Below are 15433 nucleotides of genomic sequence, written 5' to 3' on the forward strand. Positions count from 1 at the left end.
TTGTGGGTGGAGCGCGGGGTCGGTAGGAAGGCGGGATGACGTCACTCGGTGTTGTCTTCCGGCCGCAACTGCCCCCCGAGCGGCTGCGTGCCGTGGCGCGTGCGGCGGATGAAGTGGGGCTCGACGAACTGTGGCTGTGGGAGGACTGCTTCCTCGAAGGGGGCGTCTCCTCCGCGGCGGCCGCCCTCGCCTGGACCGAGCGCCTGAAGGTCGGCGTCGGCCTGCTCCCGGTCCCGCTGCGGAACGTCGCCGTGACCGCGATGGAAGCCGCCACCCTGCACCGGCTGTTCCCGGGACGCGCGGCGGTCGCCGTCGGCCACGGCGTCCAGGACTGGATGGAACAGGTCGGAGCCCGCGCAGAGTCGCCCCTGACCCTGCTGCGCGAACATCTCGACGCGCTCCGCGCCCTGCTGCGCGGCGAACGCGTGTCCAGGGACGGGCGCTACGTGAAGCTGGACGAGGTCGCCCTCGACTGGCCGCCCGTCTCGGCACCCGAGGTCCTCACCGGCGCCACCGGCCCCCGGACCCTCCGGCTCGCCGGGGAGGCCGCCGACGGCACCGTCCTCACCGCCTCGACCACCCTCGACGGGGTACGGCGGGCACGAGGTCTCATCGAGGAGGGACGGAAGGCGGCCGGACGGACGGCCGGACGGCATCGGGTGATCGTCTACCTCCACGCCGCGACCGGGCCCGACGCGACCGCCCGCCTGCGCGTCGAGATGGCCGCCAACGGCGAGAACCCCGTGCCGGGGCACGGCGTCGCGGGTGACGCGGACGCCATGGCCGAGGCCGTACGGCGGGTCGTGGACGCCGGCGCCGACACCGTGGTTCTCCAGCCCACCGCCGACGAACCGGACCCCGAGGGCTTCGTCCGCTTCGCCGCCGAGCAGGTACGCCCCCTGGTCCCCTGAGCGGGCAGCGAAAACCCGTCGCCGCGCGTCCCGCCCGTTGCGACAATGCGCCCATGAGCACCACACGCACCTTCGAGGACCTCGTCGCCGAGGCCGAGGCCGTCTCCGTCGACGGCTGGGACTTCTCCTGGTTCGAGGGGCGGGCCACCGAGGAGCGGCCCTCGTGGGGGTACGCGCGGGCGATGGGGGAGCGGCTGGGCCGTGCCCGGGCCGCCCTCGACATCCAGACGGGTGGCGGCGAGGTGCTGAACTCCGCCCCGAAGCTGCCTCCGCTCACCGCCGCGACCGAGGGCTGGCCGCCCAACGTCAGCAAGGCGACCGCGCTGCTCCGCCCTCGCGGTGTGGTGGTCGTCGCGTCCCCCGAGGAGGCGCCGCTGCCGTTCGCGGACGATGCGTTCGATCTCGTGACGAGCCGGCACCCGGTGGCGGCCTACTGGGACGAGGTCGCCCGTGTGCTGTGCCCCGGCGGCACCTACTTCTCCCAGCAGGTCGGACCGGCCAGTGTCTTCGAACTCGTCGAGTACTTCCTCGGCCCGCTGCCGGAGGAGGTCCGCGGCAGCCGGGACCCGGAGGCGGCCCGCCTCGCCGCCGAAGCCGCCGGGCTCGATGTCGTCGACCTGCGCTCGGAGCGGCTGCGCATCGAGTTCCGCGACATCGGCGCCGTCGTCCACTTCCTGCGCAAGGTGATCTGGATGGTCCCCGGGTTCACGGTCGGGGCCTACCGGCCCCGGCTGCGCGCCCTGCACGAACAGATCGAGACGCAGGGTCCGTTCGTCGCCCACAGCAGCCGTTTCCTGATCGAGGCACGCAAGCCGGACGAGGCCGCCGGACCGGTGGACGCGGGCACGTCCTAGCCGAGCGATCTCCCCGCGCCCGCGTGAGAAGGGGGGATCGCGGCCCGCACGCGAGGATTGACCGAAAACACCCCAATGAGGGGTACTCGGCATGAGATGCCCGTCCGGATGACGGACGAGGCACGGGGTGGGCGCCGGGCGTCGGCCGGCGGATCTGCACAGGGTTTCCACATCGTTATCGAGAGTGGCTCGTCTGGGCTGTTCACCTGACGTAAGTTCAGACCAAGGTAATTCGCGTGAGCAAAGCTGCGCGTGTGGCACCGCGCAGCGGAGGGGGTTGCGCGGTGCTGCCTTCGTGGAGTGACGTGACGTCAGCCGTCCTGGACCACGACCCGCTCGCCGCGCCGCACGCCCCACCGCTCCATCGCCCCGGCCTCCGCCTCCAGGACCGCCCGGGCCCGCGGTCGCGGCAGCCCCACCCGTCCCGGACGCATCGTGCGCACCGCCAGGACGCGTGACGTGCGGTCCAGATAGGCGACATCGATCGGGAACCGCATCCCCAGTGTGTGCACCGAGTTCGCCGGAGTCAGCAGCAGCGCACCCTCGATCCCGTCGCGCCCGAGCAGTCCGCGCCGCCGGGCACGCGCCGTCGCGGCCCGTTCCAGCGGCACCGGCTCGGAGGTTCGCTCCGTCGTGAAGGTCGTCATGGCTGCGAAGGTAGTGATGGCGTCAAGGGAGGTACGCCACACCCGTCACCCGCCCGGAGTACGCCGCCGCGCATCGGGGTGCTCCCCCTCAACCGGCTCCAAACCCATTGGATCTCCACCGATCCTCCGCGATTCCCTTTGAATCAGCTGGGATCCAGCCATGATCACGCCCGGAATCGATGGTTCCACGCTCATCGTGGCGTCGCCGGGCGACTCCGGAGAGTAGTTGTGGCACGCGGATGCACGCAGCATCACTTACGAAGGGTTATGGTGGAAACCCCCCCTCGGGCCGGTCCGTCTCCCCCCCACGGACCGGCCCGTTTTTTGTGCCCACGACGGCCCGCCCCGCGGGCGCCCCCGTGCGCCCCCGGGGCGGGGCGCCGGTGGAAGCCGGGGAATCCGGTGACGCAGCGCCGCCCTGTGCGGAGGTCCCGTCCCCGACCTGCCCCCCCTGCGCGGACGACCGTCCCCTCGCTCGGTCCGGCGTCCCCCGGTCGGTGGAATCCGGTCCCGGCAGCCGACGCCCCGAACCTCCCGGCACGGCCCCGGGGTGGCGCCCGAACTCCCCCCGAGGCCCCCGGTGCGGCAACCGGAGCGCACCGGTCCGCTCCCTCGCCGCACTGTCAGGTCTCTGACACCCCTTGGTGGACCCCGTGTTTCACGGGGGTAGGCTTCGCCCCGGGGGACCGCCATTTGGACAGGGACTGTGCTCGGGCGCGCCTGTCCCATCCGCACGGAGGGGCTGACAACACGTGACCTTGCGCGACAACCTGCGCCGTCTGCTGGTCAGGTTCTATGCACGCAGGGTGGAAGGCCACCTCGACCACGACCAGGTGCCCAAGCACATCGGGCTCATCATGGACGGCAACCGGCGCTGGGCGAAGGCGGCGGGTTCCACCACCGCCCAGGGCCACCGTGCCGGAGCCGACAAGATCGAGGAGTTCCTCGGCTGGTGCTCCGAGACGGACGTCGAGGTCGTCACCCTGTGGCTGCTGTCCACCGACAACTTCGACCGCCCGCAGGAGGAACTCGTTCCGCTGCTCGGCATCATCGAGGGCGTCGTGCGCACCCTCGCGGCCGACGGCCGCTGGCGGGTGCACCACGTCGGCACGCCGGACATCCTGCCCTCGCAGATGCAGTCGGCCCTCAAGGAGGCCGAGGAGACCACTGCTCACGTCGACGGAATAGTCGTCAACGTCGCCATCGGCTACGGCGGACGTCAGGAGATCGCGGACGCCGTCCGCGCGATGATCCTCGACGCCGACGACAAGGGCACCTCGATGGAGGAACTGGCCGAGGCGGTCGATGTCGACCTGATCGGCAAGCACCTCTACACCGGTGCCCAGCCCGACCCCGACCTGGTGATCCGCACCAGCGGGGAGCAGCGCCTGTCCGGATTCATGCTCTGGCAGACGGCCCACTCCGAGTACTACTTCTGTGAAGTCTTCTGGCCGGCCTTCCGCAAGGTCGACTTCCTGCGCGCGCTGCGCGACTACGCGGCGCGACACCGCCGCTACGGCGGCTGATCACCGGGGTCCCGCGATGAGGTCGTGGGGGCCCCGGGGGGCGTACGTCATCAGGAGTTAACGCACGCGCCGTCCGGCCCGGCTGCATGGCTTGGCGCGTTCGAGGGCATAACGCTTGCAGGTCGACGCCCGAACCACGGGTGTCGTATCTCAGCGGACGGCACGGGGCCGTCCGCCCGGGAGGCCCTTTGCACCAGCCCGACCGTGCGGTCAGTACGGACGAAGCGGAGGGCCGGTTTTCGGCCCGTGCATCGGTGCCCGAGACCGGTCCAGATCTCCTCCGTCGCTCCCCGACCTCATCCGAGGGGGTACGTCCTTCCGTGGTGACCAGCACAAAGCGCCGCACGCCTGACCGGCGCACCTATGTTCTCGACACCAGCGTCCTGCTGGCCGATCCCAACGCCCTGAGCCGATTCGACGAGCATGAAGTGGTGCTCCCGATCGTCGTGGTCACGGAGTTGGAGGCCAAGCGGCACCATCCCGAACTGGGCTACTTCGCCCGGCAGGCACTGCGCCTGCTCGACGAGTTCCGGGTCCGGCACGGCCGCCTCGACTCCCCGATTCCGGTCGGGGAGCTCGGCGGGACCGTACGCGTCGAGCTCAACCACTCGGACCCCAGCGTCCTGCCCAGCGGGTATCGCCTGGGGGACAACGACTCCCGCATCCTCGCCGTCGCCCGCAATCTCCAGGCCGAGGGATTCGACGTCACCGTCGTCTCGAAGGACCTGCCGCTCAGGATCAAGGCCTCCTCCGTGGGTCTCCTCGCCGAGGAGTACCGCGCGGAGCTGGCCATCACGGGCTCCTCCGGCTGGACCGGAATGTCCGAACTGACCCTGCCGGGCGAGCAGGTGGACATCCTCTTCGAGGAGGGGCACGTCTACGTCCCCGAAGCGGCCGACCTGCCCGTGCACACGGGCCTGACGATCCAGTCGGAGCGGGGCAAGGCCCTCGGCCGCGTCACCCCCGACGGCAACGTCCGGCTGGTGCGCGGCGACCGCGAGGCGTTCGGCATCAAGGGCCGCAGCGCGGAGCAGCGCATCGCGCTGGATCTGCTGCTCGACCCGGACATCGGGATCCTGTCGATGGGCGGCCGGGCCGGCACCGGCAAGTCCGCGCTCGCGCTCTGCGCGGGCCTGGAGGCCGTCCTCGAACGCCGCCAGCACCAGAAGGTGATGGTCTTCCGGCCGCTGTACGCGGTGGGCGGGCAGGAGCTCGGCTATCTGCCCGGCTCCGAGTCCGAGAAGATGGGCCCCTGGGCCCAGGCGGTGTTCGACACGCTCTCGGCGGTCACCAGCCGCGAGGTCATCGAGGAGGTCACGGCGCGCGGCATGCTGGAGGTCCTGCCGCTCACGCACATCCGCGGACGCTCCCTGCACGACGCGTTCGTGATCGTGGACGAGGCCCAGTCCCTGGAACGCAACGTCCTGCTGACGGTGCTGTCCCGGATCGGCGCCAACTCCCGGGTCATTCTGACCCATGATGTGGCGCAAAGGGACAATCTGCGGGTCGGGCGGTACGACGGAGTGGTCGCCGTCGTCGAGAAGTTGAAGGGTCATCCGCTCTTCGCGCACGTCACGCTGAATCGTTCGGAGAGGTCCCAGATTGCGGCACTCGTGACCGAAATGCTGGAGGACGGGCAGATCTGATCCCGACTGTCCCCACCTGGTCAAAGGGTGGTGGATACACGCTGGTTGGCGCCGTCCGGCAAAGGCGAAGGAGCCTAGCCGGGCGGCGTCCTGCTGCGCGCCCGTTTCCTGAAAACATCGGCCGCAAACGAGGTGTGAGCTTTCACACGCAACGGGGAATTGCCTTGCGGCGTCTGGATACGGCTAGAGTCTCACTCCTGTCAGGCCCCGCATACGACACATCTGTACCCCCAGCGGTATGGCACCACCGGAACCTCAGAACTCCATAAAGCCGTCGTATGCCGCCCGTGTACCACGCGGCGCTCCCCGAGCGGGAGTTGCCCACCGGGCCCGCGCCTCCCGTGACCCCGCAGTTGGGAGGCCAGCGCCGAGGGGCACGATTGCGTCCGCGAGGGTCACCTAAGCGGGCGATGCTGGAAGGAAACCGTGTGAGCCGGATTTCGGTCCGGGGATTCGCAGTGGCTTCGGCCACCGCGGTCACCGCCGTTGGAAGCGTCGTCGGAGTTGCCTCGGGCAGCACCGCTCAGCCCTCGATCGACGCCGAGGCGACGGCTAGCGACTCGACCCTCCTCGCGGACATCCCCACGGGTCAGCAGGCCCAGGTGCAGACCGCGTCCCTGACGCAGCAGGCCGACGCGCAGGCCATCGCCGCGGACGTGAGCGCCAAGAAGGACGCGGAGGAAGCCGCCCGCAAGCAGGCGGCCGACGACGCGGTGGCGAAGCAGAAGGCTGCGGAGAAGGCCGAGAAGGAGGCCAAGGAGCGCAAGGAAGCCGCGGAAGCGGCCAGCCGTTCCGCGACGCGTGAGGCGACCACCTTCAGCGTCCAGTCCTCGTACTCCACCGCGCAGATCCAGGCGATGGCTCGCCAGATGGTGCCGAGCGGGCAGTTCCAGTGCTTCAGCAACATCGTGAACCACGAGTCAAGCTGGAACTACAAGGCGGTCAACGCCTCCTCCGGTGCCTACGGTCTCTTCCAGGCTCTGCCCGGTTCCAAGATGTCGTCCGTCGGTTCCGACTGGCAGACGAACCCGGCCACACAGATCAAGTGGGGCCTCAACTACATGAACGGCCGGTACGGCAGCCCCTGTGAGGCGTGGTCGTTCTGGCAGGCGAACAGCTGGTACTGAGCCGCAGCCCGCACGTCGGGCGCTCAACCTTTCGAAGCCTCTCCCCGTCCTCAGGGGAGGGGCTTCAGCCATGTACGGTCGGATCCCGACGACTCCAGGGGGGAGTGGTGGGGAGCAACGGGGGAAAAGGACGCATCATGTCGCGAGTACCAGGGTGGCTCGGCAGGCTCGGCGCAGGACTCACCGAGCTGGGAGAGCGGTTGGACGAACGCCGGGCCGAGGTGGAGAAGGAGTCGCAGGGCTCCCTCGACAGGAAGGACACGTCCGTGGGGCGTGATCCCGTCGAGGAGCAGGACGACGCCGTCGTCGAAACGCCGGAAACGCCTGAGACCCCGGACGACCGCGACACCCCCGAACTCCCGTCGGCGGAAACCGAACCGTCCGCGCTGCCGGCCCGCCGCCCCGCCGCGGAGAAGACGTCCGCGCCGACCGCGTACGTGCTGACGCCCCGTCCCGACCCCGCGCTCGCGGTGCCGTGGGGAGTGCGCGTCGCCGCCGAGGCCGGCTGGCGGCTGCTCATCCTGGCCGGCACCGTCTGGGTGCTGATGCGCGTCATCAGTGCCGTGCAACTGGTGGTGCTGGCCTTCGTGGCCGCGCTCCTCATCACCGCGCTGCTCCAGCCGACGGTGGCCCGGCTCACGCATCACCGGGTGCCGCGCGGCCTTGCCACCGCGCTCACCGCGATCCTCGGCTTCGTCATCATGGGGCTGGTCGGCTGGTTCGTGGTCTGGCAGGTCCAGGAGAACATCGACAACCTCTCCGGCCAGATCCAGGACGGCATCGACGAGCTGCGCAAGTGGCTCCTCAAGGGCCCGTTCCACGTGACGGACAAGCAGATCAACGAGATAGCGAAGAACCTCCGCGAGGCGGTCGGCGCGAACACCGACCAGATCACCTCGGCGGGACTGCAGGGCGTCACCGTGATCGTCGAGGCGCTCACCGGCATCCTCCTGACGATGTTCTCGACGCTCTTCCTGCTCTACGACGGCAAGCGGATCTGGGAGTGGTCGCTCAAGCTCGTCCCGGCGGCCGCCCGCCCCGGAGTCGCGGGCGCCGGCCCGCGCGCCTGGCGCACCCTGACGGCGTACGTGCGCGGCACGGTGATAGTCGCCATGATCGACGCCATCTTCATCGGCCTGGGCATCTACTTCCTCGACGTCCCCATGGCCGTCCCGCTCGCCGTCTTCATCTTCCTCGGCGCGTTCATCCCGCTCGTGGGCGCGGTGATCTCCGGAGCCCTGGCGATCGTCGTCGCCCTCGTCACCCAGGGCGTGTTCACCGCCCTCATGACCCTCGCGGTGGTCCTCGCGGTCCAGCAGATCGAGGGCCATGTCCTGCAGCCGTTCATCCTCGGCCGCGCGGTGCGCGTCCATCCGCTCGCGGTGGTCCTGTCCGTCGCGGCGGGCGGCATGGTCGCCGGCATCGGCGGAGCCGTCGTCGCGGTCCCGCTGGTCGCGGTCACCAACACCGTTGTCACGTACCTGCGTTCGTACGCCCATGAGGCGGGTCTGCGGCACGCTCCCGAGCCCCGGGGCGCCACGGCGCTCGACGCGTCGTCGGTGAACCGCCTCACGCCGTAGACGGACCCGTGCCGCCCCGACGACCGGGAGGCGGACCGCACGACACTCAGGGCCCCGCTCACCACGACGGTGAGCGGGGCCCTGAGTGTCGTGCGAAGCGAGGACTACTCGGCGAGTACGGCCTCGGCGTCCAACGTGGCGCCGACGGCCTGGAGGACGGCTGCGATCTTGAACGCCTCCTGGATCGTCTCCCGGTCGACGCCCGCCTTGCGGAGCATCTGCTCGTGCGAGTCGAGGCACTGTCCGCAGCCGTTGACGGCGGAGACGGCGAGCGACCACAGCTCGAAGTCGACCTTGTCCACGCCCGGGTTGCCGATGACGTTCATCCGCAGACCGGCGCGCAGCGTCCCGTACTCGGGGTCGGAGAGCAGGTGGCGCGTGCGGTAGAAGACGTTGTTCATCGCCATGATCGCGGCGGCCGACTTGGCGGCCGTGTACGCCTCGGGCGACAACTGGGCCTTCGCCTCGGGCTCCAGCTCACGCAGTACGCGCGGTGAACGCGAAGCGATCGCGCAGGCCAGCACCGTGCCCCACAGTCGCTGCTGCGGGAGGTCGCTGTTGCCGATCACCGAACCGAGGTTCAGGCGCAGGTCCTTGGCGTAGTCCGGTACGGCGGACTTCAGTTCGTCGAGGGCCATGGAAGATCACTCACCGGCCAGCAGCGCGACCGGGTCAAGGGTCGTCTCGCCCTTGGTCCAGTTGCACGGGCAGAGCTCGTCCGTCTGCAGCGCGTCCAGGACCCGCAGGACCTCCTTGGGGTTACGGCCGACGGAGCCGGCGGTCACCATGGAGAACTGGATCTCGTTGTTCTGGTCGACGATGAAGACGGCACGCTTGGCGAAACCGTCCTCGCCCTCGATGCCGAGGTCACGCATGAGCTCGTGCTTCGAGTCGGCCATCATCGGGAAGGGCAGGTCACGCAGGTCGGCGTGGTCCTTGCGCCAGGCGTGGTGCACGAACTCGGAGTCGCCGGAGAAGCCGAGGACCTGGGCGTCGCGGTCGGCGAACTCGTCGTTCAGCTTGCCGAAGGCGGCGATCTCGGTCGGGCACACGAAGGTGAAGTCCTTGGGCCACGCGAAGACGATCTTCCACTTGCCTTCGTAGGTCTTGTGGTTGATCTCCTCGAACTCCTGGCCCGTCTCCAGCGAGACGCAGGCGGTCAGGTCGAACTCGGGGAACTTGTCACCGACAGTGAGCACGCATTCTCCTTGCAGCGGGGAGCCGTCCCTTTTGAGGGCGTTTCCCTTGGGTTGGACGAACGTGATGTTGGCACAGGCTGCATTGATTCGGGAAATAGCTACACTCGGTCGAGTTGATCGGTTGCGTCTATCAGTGACCGTCGGTGAAGCGATCCGGAGAGAGGTGCGGCCGTGACGAGCCCCAGCCGCGAGGCCGATCCCGTGGGCGGCATGGCGGCCGTGGGCGGGAGCCTCCCCGCCGGCCGGGCGATCCCCCTCAGCCGGGGTGCGAACATCGGCCGCACCGGCGCCAAGGCCAACAGGCGTCGTCAGCCCAGTCTCGCCCAGCTCCGCGCCTTCGCCGCCGTCGCCGAGCATCTGCACTTCCGCGACGCCGCCGCCGCGATCGGCATGAGCCAGCCCGCGCTGTCCGGAGCCGTCTCCGCCCTGGAGGACACCCTCGGCGTGACCCTGCTGGAGCGTACGACCCGCAAGGTGCTCCTGTCGCCGGCCGGCGAGCGTCTCGCCGTACGGGCCAAGGCGGTGCTGGAGGAGGTCGGCGCGCTGATGGAGGAGGCGGAGGCCGTCCGCGCGCCGTTCACCGGAGCCCTGCGCCTCGGCGTCATCCCGACCGTCGCGCCCTACCTCCTGCCCACCGTCCTGCGGCTCGTCCACGAGCGTTACCCCGACCTCGACCTCCAGGTGCACGAGGAGCAGACGGCCAGTCTGCTGGAGGGGCTCGCGGTCGGACGGCTCGACCTGCTGCTCCTCGCCGTGCCGCTCGGAGTGCCCGGCGTCACCGAACTCCCGCTGTTCGACGAGGACTTCGTGCTGGTGACCCCCCTCGACCACTGGCTCGGCGGCCGGGAGGGCATCCCGCGCGAGGCGCTGCGCGAGCTGCGTCTCCTGCTGCTCGACGAGGGGCACTGCCTGCGCGACCAGGCGCTGGACATCTGCCGCGAGGCCGGGCGCGCCGACGCCCCCGTCACCACCACGGCCGCGGGACTGTCCACCCTCGTCCAACTGGTCGCCGGCGGCCTCGGCGTGACCCTTCTGCCGCGCACCGCCGTCAAGGTGGAGACGACCCGCAGCAACCAACTCCTCACCGGGTACTTCGCGGATCCGGCACCCACCCGGCGCATCGCACTCGCCATGCGCGCGGGCGCCGCCCGCGGCACCGAGTACCAGGAACTGGCGGCGGCCCTGCGCGACGCGCTGCGCCCGCTGCCCGTCCGGGTGTTGGGCCCCACGGACTGAACTGCCGTGCACAGGCGGTCATTTGTGCGACCTATGAAGGCTTTCGAAAGGCGGGAATTCTCAACTTCCGTCAGGTGATGCGACTCCCGCGAATCCTTGCGCCCCGGCTGATACACATACCCCCTCAGTGTGACGCGTCAGGCGTCTGTGCGAAATGCCGGAAGGTCCAAGGGGAGTGATGTCGGGCATTCGGGATTCCCTCGCCCGGGTCGGATTCGACCTGCTGTCGAGCGCGCTGAGCGAATGCCGACAGGCGCGGGCGACAGGAAAGCTACGGGTGTCCGGAAGGCCCGGTGGCGTCTTCCACCTGCACGACGGCTGCGTCGTCGCCGTCGAGAGCCCGGGCGCTCCTGGACCCGAGGCGCGCCTGCTGCGCTCCGGCCGTGTCAGCGGCGAGCAGTGGGCCGAACTGCTCCGGGAGGCAGGCGGCACCCGGTGGCCGCAGGCCGGGCTGATCGCGCACGGTTACGCGGGCGCCGCACAGCTCAGGGTGGTCTGCATGATGGCCATGCAGGACGCGGCGTTCGCCGTCGTCGCGGGGGACGTCGAGGCGTGCGACCCGCTGGACGCCGCCTTCGAGCCGTACGCGCCCGTCGACCAGGGGGAGATGCCGGGGCGTCTGTTGCAGGACGCGGCGCGCAAGCTGGCGGCCGTCGCCGCGCTGCCCCGTCCCGTACGCCCGGATCGCGAACGTCCCGTACAGGGAGCCGTGGCGGACGAGTTACGGGACCGACTGCCGCCTCAGCAGCGCGAATTGTTCCTTCAAGCGGACGGCCGGCGGACCGCCCGTGACATCGCCTTCGTGACCGGACTCGGCGTCTACACCGCCACCGTCGGGATGGCCCGCCTGCTCGGCGATGGCCTGCTGGAACTGCCCGAAGTGCCCGCGTCAGCGTCCCCGGTCACCGTACGCATCCCGCCCACCGAGTCCCTCAGGAAGCGTTCGCCGTCCACCGTGCCGGGCCCCGATCCGGAGCTGCTCTCCGCACTGGCCGCGGCGCTGACCGCCGGAACGGACGACACGGATTCCGGCGCGGAGCCCGCCGACACGTCCCCCGCGGGGCAGGGTGCCGGGGCGGCCGTCACCGAGGGCGACGGGACGGCCCGCACGGACACCCCCGAAGCGGCCGGCGACGGCGGCCCCGCGGACGTCCCCGACGGTCAAGGGCCCGCCCAGCCCGACGCCTTGGGCCCCGCCCCCGCGCTTCGGTCGGCCGCCTTCGTACTTCCCGGTCCGGACGCCCCCTCCCTGCCCCGGCGTGAACCCGGAGCGAGCGGAATCACCGAGACGCTCGCCCCCGAAAGGGCCGCGGTGAGCTGGAAAGGGTTCTTCCGTCTGCGGCACCGGATCTGGACGCCGGATTCCGGCACCTGACCCGCACCGCCTTTTCTTGACCAAACGCAGCCCAATACCAGGGAGTTCACTCATGAATCACGAGGCACTGGCCAACGAGATGAGAGGCCTCCGGGAACGGGTGACCGGAATCACCGACACGGCGGTGGCCGCCGCCGACGGAATGCTCATCGCGGCGGACACCGCCGACACCATCGAGGCCGAGAGCCTGGCCGCGATCGCCGCCGCCGGACTCGGCATCGCGCGCCGCGCGGCCGCCGCGACCGGCCGGGGCACCTTCCGGCAGACCGTGACCTACGGCAGTCAGGGCTGCGCCGCCTTCTACGCGGTCGGCGACACCGCACTGATGATCGTCCTCGGCGACGAGGGCATCGACCTCGAACGGCTCCACGAGCAGACCCGCCCCGTCCTCGGACGCATCGGGTCGATCCTCGCGGGCGACGACCCGGAGCCGGCCGCCGGAACCCCGTACACCTCCGGCCCGTTCGCCGGAGCCGTGACCGAGACCGCAACCGCAACCGCGACCGCGACCGCGACCGCAACAGAAGGGGTATGACGACATGGCCACCAAGCAAATGCGACCGGGGTTCTCCGACCAGATCATGGGCCTGGTCAAAGCACTGCGCACCGACGCCCCGGACTGCCTCGCCTCGGGTGCCGTCGACATGTCGACGGGCATGCTGCTCTCCTACGAGACCGTCGACAACCACCCGCCGGAGGTGCTGGACCTGCTCGCGGGCGCGACCCTCGACCTGTTCCAGGGGCGCACCGTCCAGATGATCGAGGACGTCTTCAAGGAACGCCGCGGCGTCGAGAGCGACCAGCACTTCTTCCAGGAGATCCTCGTCAACAGCGACAACCTCACCCATCTGTTCGTGCGCATGAACGATCAGCAGGACGTGGTCGCCGTGGTCGTCTGCCGCAAGGCGGTGAACGTGGGCATGCTCTTCGCCCAGGTCCGCCGCGTGGTGCGGGAGTACAGCATCTGAACCACGTGCGGGTGGCCCTCCCGATCGGGAGGGCCACCCGCACGTGCGAGGGGGTGCGGCTACTCCGTACGCAGACCGTCCGGCCGCATCAGGCGGATCAGCGGCGGCATGCTGAGCAACGTCACCAGCAGCACGACTCCCGCGCCGATCCCCGTCATCGCCAGCATGCTCGGCCAGTCCACGCGCACCGGCGTGCTCGTCATCTTCAGCAGCACCGTGCCGAGGGTGAGCCCCACCACCGACGCGAGGGCGAGCCCGAGAGCGATCGGGATCGCGGTCTGCCACAGCACCGACAGGCTCAGCGTGCGGCGCCGGGTGCCGAAGGCGACCAGCGACGACAGCAGCTTCCTGCGCTCCCGCAACTGCTCCAACTGCGAGACGAGCAGGCTCGCGCCGATCAGGAAGAGCACACAGGTCGCGCCGACGAACAGTCCGGTGCGGATCGAGGTGAAGCGCCGGGACTGCTCGCTGGCCGTCCAGGTCATCGCCTCCGCGAGCGGGTCGATCGCAGCGGCGGTGTTCCGTACGCGGTCGCGCACGTCGGGCACCGACATGTCCAGCTTGAGGTAGACCTCCCCGTTCAGGGCGTGCGCGGCGACGGCCGGCAGCGCGCCCCGGGTGATCAGGATGCCCCCGCGGTCGTAACCGGTCGGGCCGTCGCGGCCTTCCGCCTTGAGGACGTTGCTCGGCATGGTGAACGGGGCCTTGTGCGCCACGCCGCCGTTGTAGCTCGGGTCGATGTAGATCGTCCGGCCCGGCCGCGCCAGCTTCGGGGTGTCCTTGTCGTACTTCGCCTCCTGGACCGCGAACACGTCACCGTCCTTGCAGGACGGCAGCTCGGCCACCTCGCGCAGGGCGGTGCAGTCGCCGACCGTCACGGCTCCCGAGAGCTGGGCCTCCTCGGCCCGTTCGCCCGCGTAGGAGAACGACAACGGGATGATCTTCCGGACGCCCTCGGTGCGCGCGAGCTTTCCCGCGGCCTCGTCGAGCGGCACCTGGCCCGGCACGGCGACCGACATCTGGGCGCGTGACAGGTCCTGGGGCGAGGGCTTCGTGTAGTCGCCCTCCACACCTGCGAACAGCATCTGCAGGGCGATCGCGCCGGCCACCGCCACGGCGATGCCGTTGACCATGCGGGCCGCGCTGCCGCTGCTCAACTGGAGCCTGCGGATCGCCAGTTGCCAGGCCACCCCGCCCGCGTTCAGCCGGGAGACGACCGCCTCGACGACCCAGGGCAGCAGGGCCGTCACGCCGACCAGCAGCAGGATGACACCGCCGATCACCATGGACTCGTTGAAGTTCCCGTTGCTCCGCCCCTGCCCGATCATCGGGTAGAGCAGGCCCAGTCCGCCCAGCGGCAGCAGCAACCGCCACCACAGGCGACGCCGAGGCGGCCGTGCGGTGCGCACCACGCCGAGCGGTTCGATGACGACCCCGCGCAGTGCGAAGAGGGTCACGCCGACGGCCGCCGCCGGGACCGAGACAGCGATCAGGGCGACCAGGGCCGGTGTGGGACTGAGGTCGCTCGGGAAGACGCTGATCTCGAACAGGTCGATCAGCCCCGCGAGTTGTCGGCCGAGCAGGAAGAACCCGGCGCCGAGGACGAGGCCGAACAGGGCTCCGGCCATGGCCTCGCCCGCCGCGACCCGGCGGGTCATCCGCCCGTCCGCGCCGACCAGCCGCAGCGCCGCCAGTCTGCGGTCGCGCCGCTCGCCGCCGAACCGTACGGCCGCGGCGATGAAGACCCCGACGGGCATGAGCAGCACGACGAAGACGATCAGGACGAGCAGGAGCAGGACCGGGTCCAGCGACTCGGAGCGGTCCTTCGAGCCGAACGAGTCGATGCGCGTGACCCGCAGGTCCGGCTTGCCCCCCACGGACAGGCGGTCGCTGCCCGCGTAGTAGGCGAGTTCGTGCGGTCCGATCAGCCCGGAGTTCGCGATCGTCCCGCTGACGCGATAGGGCAGGCGGTCGCGCAGCAGCGCTCCGTCGGCGGACTTCAGCAGCCGGTCGAGGGCGGGCGAGACGACCATCTCCCCGGTGTGGGGGAACGCCCGCAGGCCCGGCGGCAGCGGGGCACGCGCCCCCTCGCGCTGGAGCAGCCGCCCGCGTACGTCGGCGGACCGGTACGTGGTCTCGGTGGTGCCGACGAGGAGGGTGCGGTCCGACTTCTTCATGACCGTCGAGCTGAAGGTCATGTCGTTGCGGTCGCGCTCCCGGCCGTGCCGGGTGGACAGCGCGCTCGGGATCGCCGTCGTGAGCAGCAGCAGCGCCACCCCGAGGCCGACCCCGACGGCCGTGAGCAGCACGCGCACCCAGGCCTCACGGCCGCCGGTCAGCGCGAACCTGGCGCCCATCCCGAGG

14 protein-coding genes are annotated in these 15433 nt (G+C 70.5%); 10 read left to right on the plus strand and 4 right to left on the minus strand.

Going from position 1 to position 15433, the window contains the following annotated elements:
* The first annotated feature begins 35 nt into the window (after window positions 1–35).
* Together ACIRQH_RS28445 and ACIRQH_RS28450 are read left to right on the plus strand one after the other, a co-directional pair.
* Window positions 36–911 carry an LLM class flavin-dependent oxidoreductase gene (locus tag ACIRQH_RS28445; RefSeq protein WP_404227450.1) on the plus strand — a complete coding sequence of 292 codons (876 nt, stop codon included), beginning with the start codon at window positions 36–38 and terminating at the stop codon, window positions 909–911.
* Between the two features lie 53 nt (window positions 912–964).
* Window positions 965–1765: a class I SAM-dependent methyltransferase gene (locus ACIRQH_RS28450; RefSeq protein ID WP_404227453.1), complete on the plus strand. Its 801-nt coding sequence runs from the start codon at window positions 965–967 to the stop codon at window positions 1763–1765.
* 311 nt (window positions 1766–2076) lie between these two features.
* On the opposite strand, the gene ACIRQH_RS28455 is transcribed toward ACIRQH_RS28450, so the two are convergent.
* Window positions 2077–2412 (minus strand): DUF192 domain-containing protein, encoded by a 336-nt coding sequence (locus ACIRQH_RS28455; protein ID WP_388869593.1) that lies wholly within the window; start codon window positions 2410–2412, stop codon window positions 2077–2079.
* 752 nt (window positions 2413–3164) lie between these two features.
* On the opposite strand from ACIRQH_RS28455, the gene ACIRQH_RS28460 reads away from it, so the two are divergent.
* The 4 genes from ACIRQH_RS28460 to ACIRQH_RS28475 all read left to right on the plus strand — a co-directional run bounded on the left by ACIRQH_RS28460 (window position 3165) and on the right by ACIRQH_RS28475 (window position 8291).
* Window positions 3165–3938 (plus strand): isoprenyl transferase, encoded by a 774-nt coding sequence (locus tag ACIRQH_RS28460; protein WP_355865305.1) that lies wholly within the window; start codon window positions 3165–3167, stop codon window positions 3936–3938.
* A 320-nt stretch (window positions 3939–4258) separates the two neighbouring features.
* Window positions 4259–5584 (plus strand): PhoH family protein, encoded by a 1326-nt coding sequence (locus ACIRQH_RS28465; RefSeq protein WP_358816648.1) that lies wholly within the window; start codon window positions 4259–4261, stop codon window positions 5582–5584.
* 428 nt (window positions 5585–6012) lie between these two features.
* On the plus strand, window positions 6013–6711 hold the full coding sequence (locus tag ACIRQH_RS28470; RefSeq protein ID WP_358816649.1) for a transglycosylase SLT domain-containing protein: 699 nt from the start codon (window positions 6013–6015) through the stop codon (window positions 6709–6711).
* 137 nt (window positions 6712–6848) lie between these two features.
* Entirely contained in the window at window positions 6849–8291 is a 1443-nt protein-coding gene (locus tag ACIRQH_RS28475) for an AI-2E family transporter (protein WP_388929644.1), read from the plus strand.
* Window positions 8292–8395: 104 nt separating this feature from the next.
* Here the strand turns inward: ACIRQH_RS28475 and ACIRQH_RS28480 are convergent, their stop codons facing one another.
* Together ACIRQH_RS28480 and ACIRQH_RS28485 are read right to left on the minus strand one after the other, a co-directional pair.
* The gene (locus tag ACIRQH_RS28480; RefSeq protein WP_404227459.1) at window positions 8396–8929 is read right to left on the minus strand and encodes an alkyl hydroperoxide reductase; all 534 of its coding nucleotides are present in this window, start codon (window positions 8927–8929) and stop codon (window positions 8396–8398) included.
* A 6-nt stretch (window positions 8930–8935) separates the two neighbouring features.
* Window positions 8936–9490: a peroxiredoxin gene (locus ACIRQH_RS28485; RefSeq protein WP_358822737.1), complete on the minus strand. Its 555-nt coding sequence runs from the start codon at window positions 9488–9490 to the stop codon at window positions 8936–8938.
* Between the two features lie 171 nt (window positions 9491–9661).
* On the opposite strand from ACIRQH_RS28485, the gene ACIRQH_RS28490 reads away from it, so the two are divergent.
* From ACIRQH_RS28490 to ACIRQH_RS28505, 4 genes are all read left to right on the plus strand, one after another.
* Window positions 9662–10726 carry a LysR substrate-binding domain-containing protein gene (locus tag ACIRQH_RS28490; RefSeq protein WP_388929645.1) on the plus strand — a complete coding sequence of 355 codons (1065 nt, stop codon included), beginning with the start codon at window positions 9662–9664 and terminating at the stop codon, window positions 10724–10726.
* Between the two features lie 277 nt (window positions 10727–11003).
* On the plus strand, window positions 11004–12101 hold the full coding sequence (locus ACIRQH_RS28495) for a MarR family transcriptional regulator (RefSeq protein ID WP_388929646.1): 1098 nt from the start codon (window positions 11004–11006) through the stop codon (window positions 12099–12101).
* Between the two features lie 52 nt (window positions 12102–12153).
* Entirely contained in the window at window positions 12154–12636 is a 483-nt protein-coding gene (locus ACIRQH_RS28500) for a roadblock/LC7 domain-containing protein (protein WP_404227463.1), read from the plus strand.
* A gap of 4 nt (window positions 12637–12640) precedes the next feature.
* Window positions 12641–13069 carry a hypothetical protein gene (locus ACIRQH_RS28505; protein WP_358822735.1) on the plus strand — a complete coding sequence of 143 codons (429 nt, stop codon included), beginning with the start codon at window positions 12641–12643 and terminating at the stop codon, window positions 13067–13069.
* 59 nt (window positions 13070–13128) lie between these two features.
* On the opposite strand, the gene ACIRQH_RS28510 is transcribed toward ACIRQH_RS28505, so the two are convergent.
* Window positions 13129–15426, minus strand: coding sequence for an FtsX-like permease family protein (locus ACIRQH_RS28510; protein WP_404227591.1), 2298 nt, complete (start codon window positions 15424–15426; stop codon window positions 13129–13131).
* Window positions 15427–15433 lie beyond the last annotated feature (7 nt).

This window comes from Streptomyces sp. NPDC102279, from assembly GCF_044766365.1.
In the GTDB taxonomy this organism is placed as follows: Bacteria; Actinomycetota; Actinomycetes; order Streptomycetales; family Streptomycetaceae; genus Streptomyces.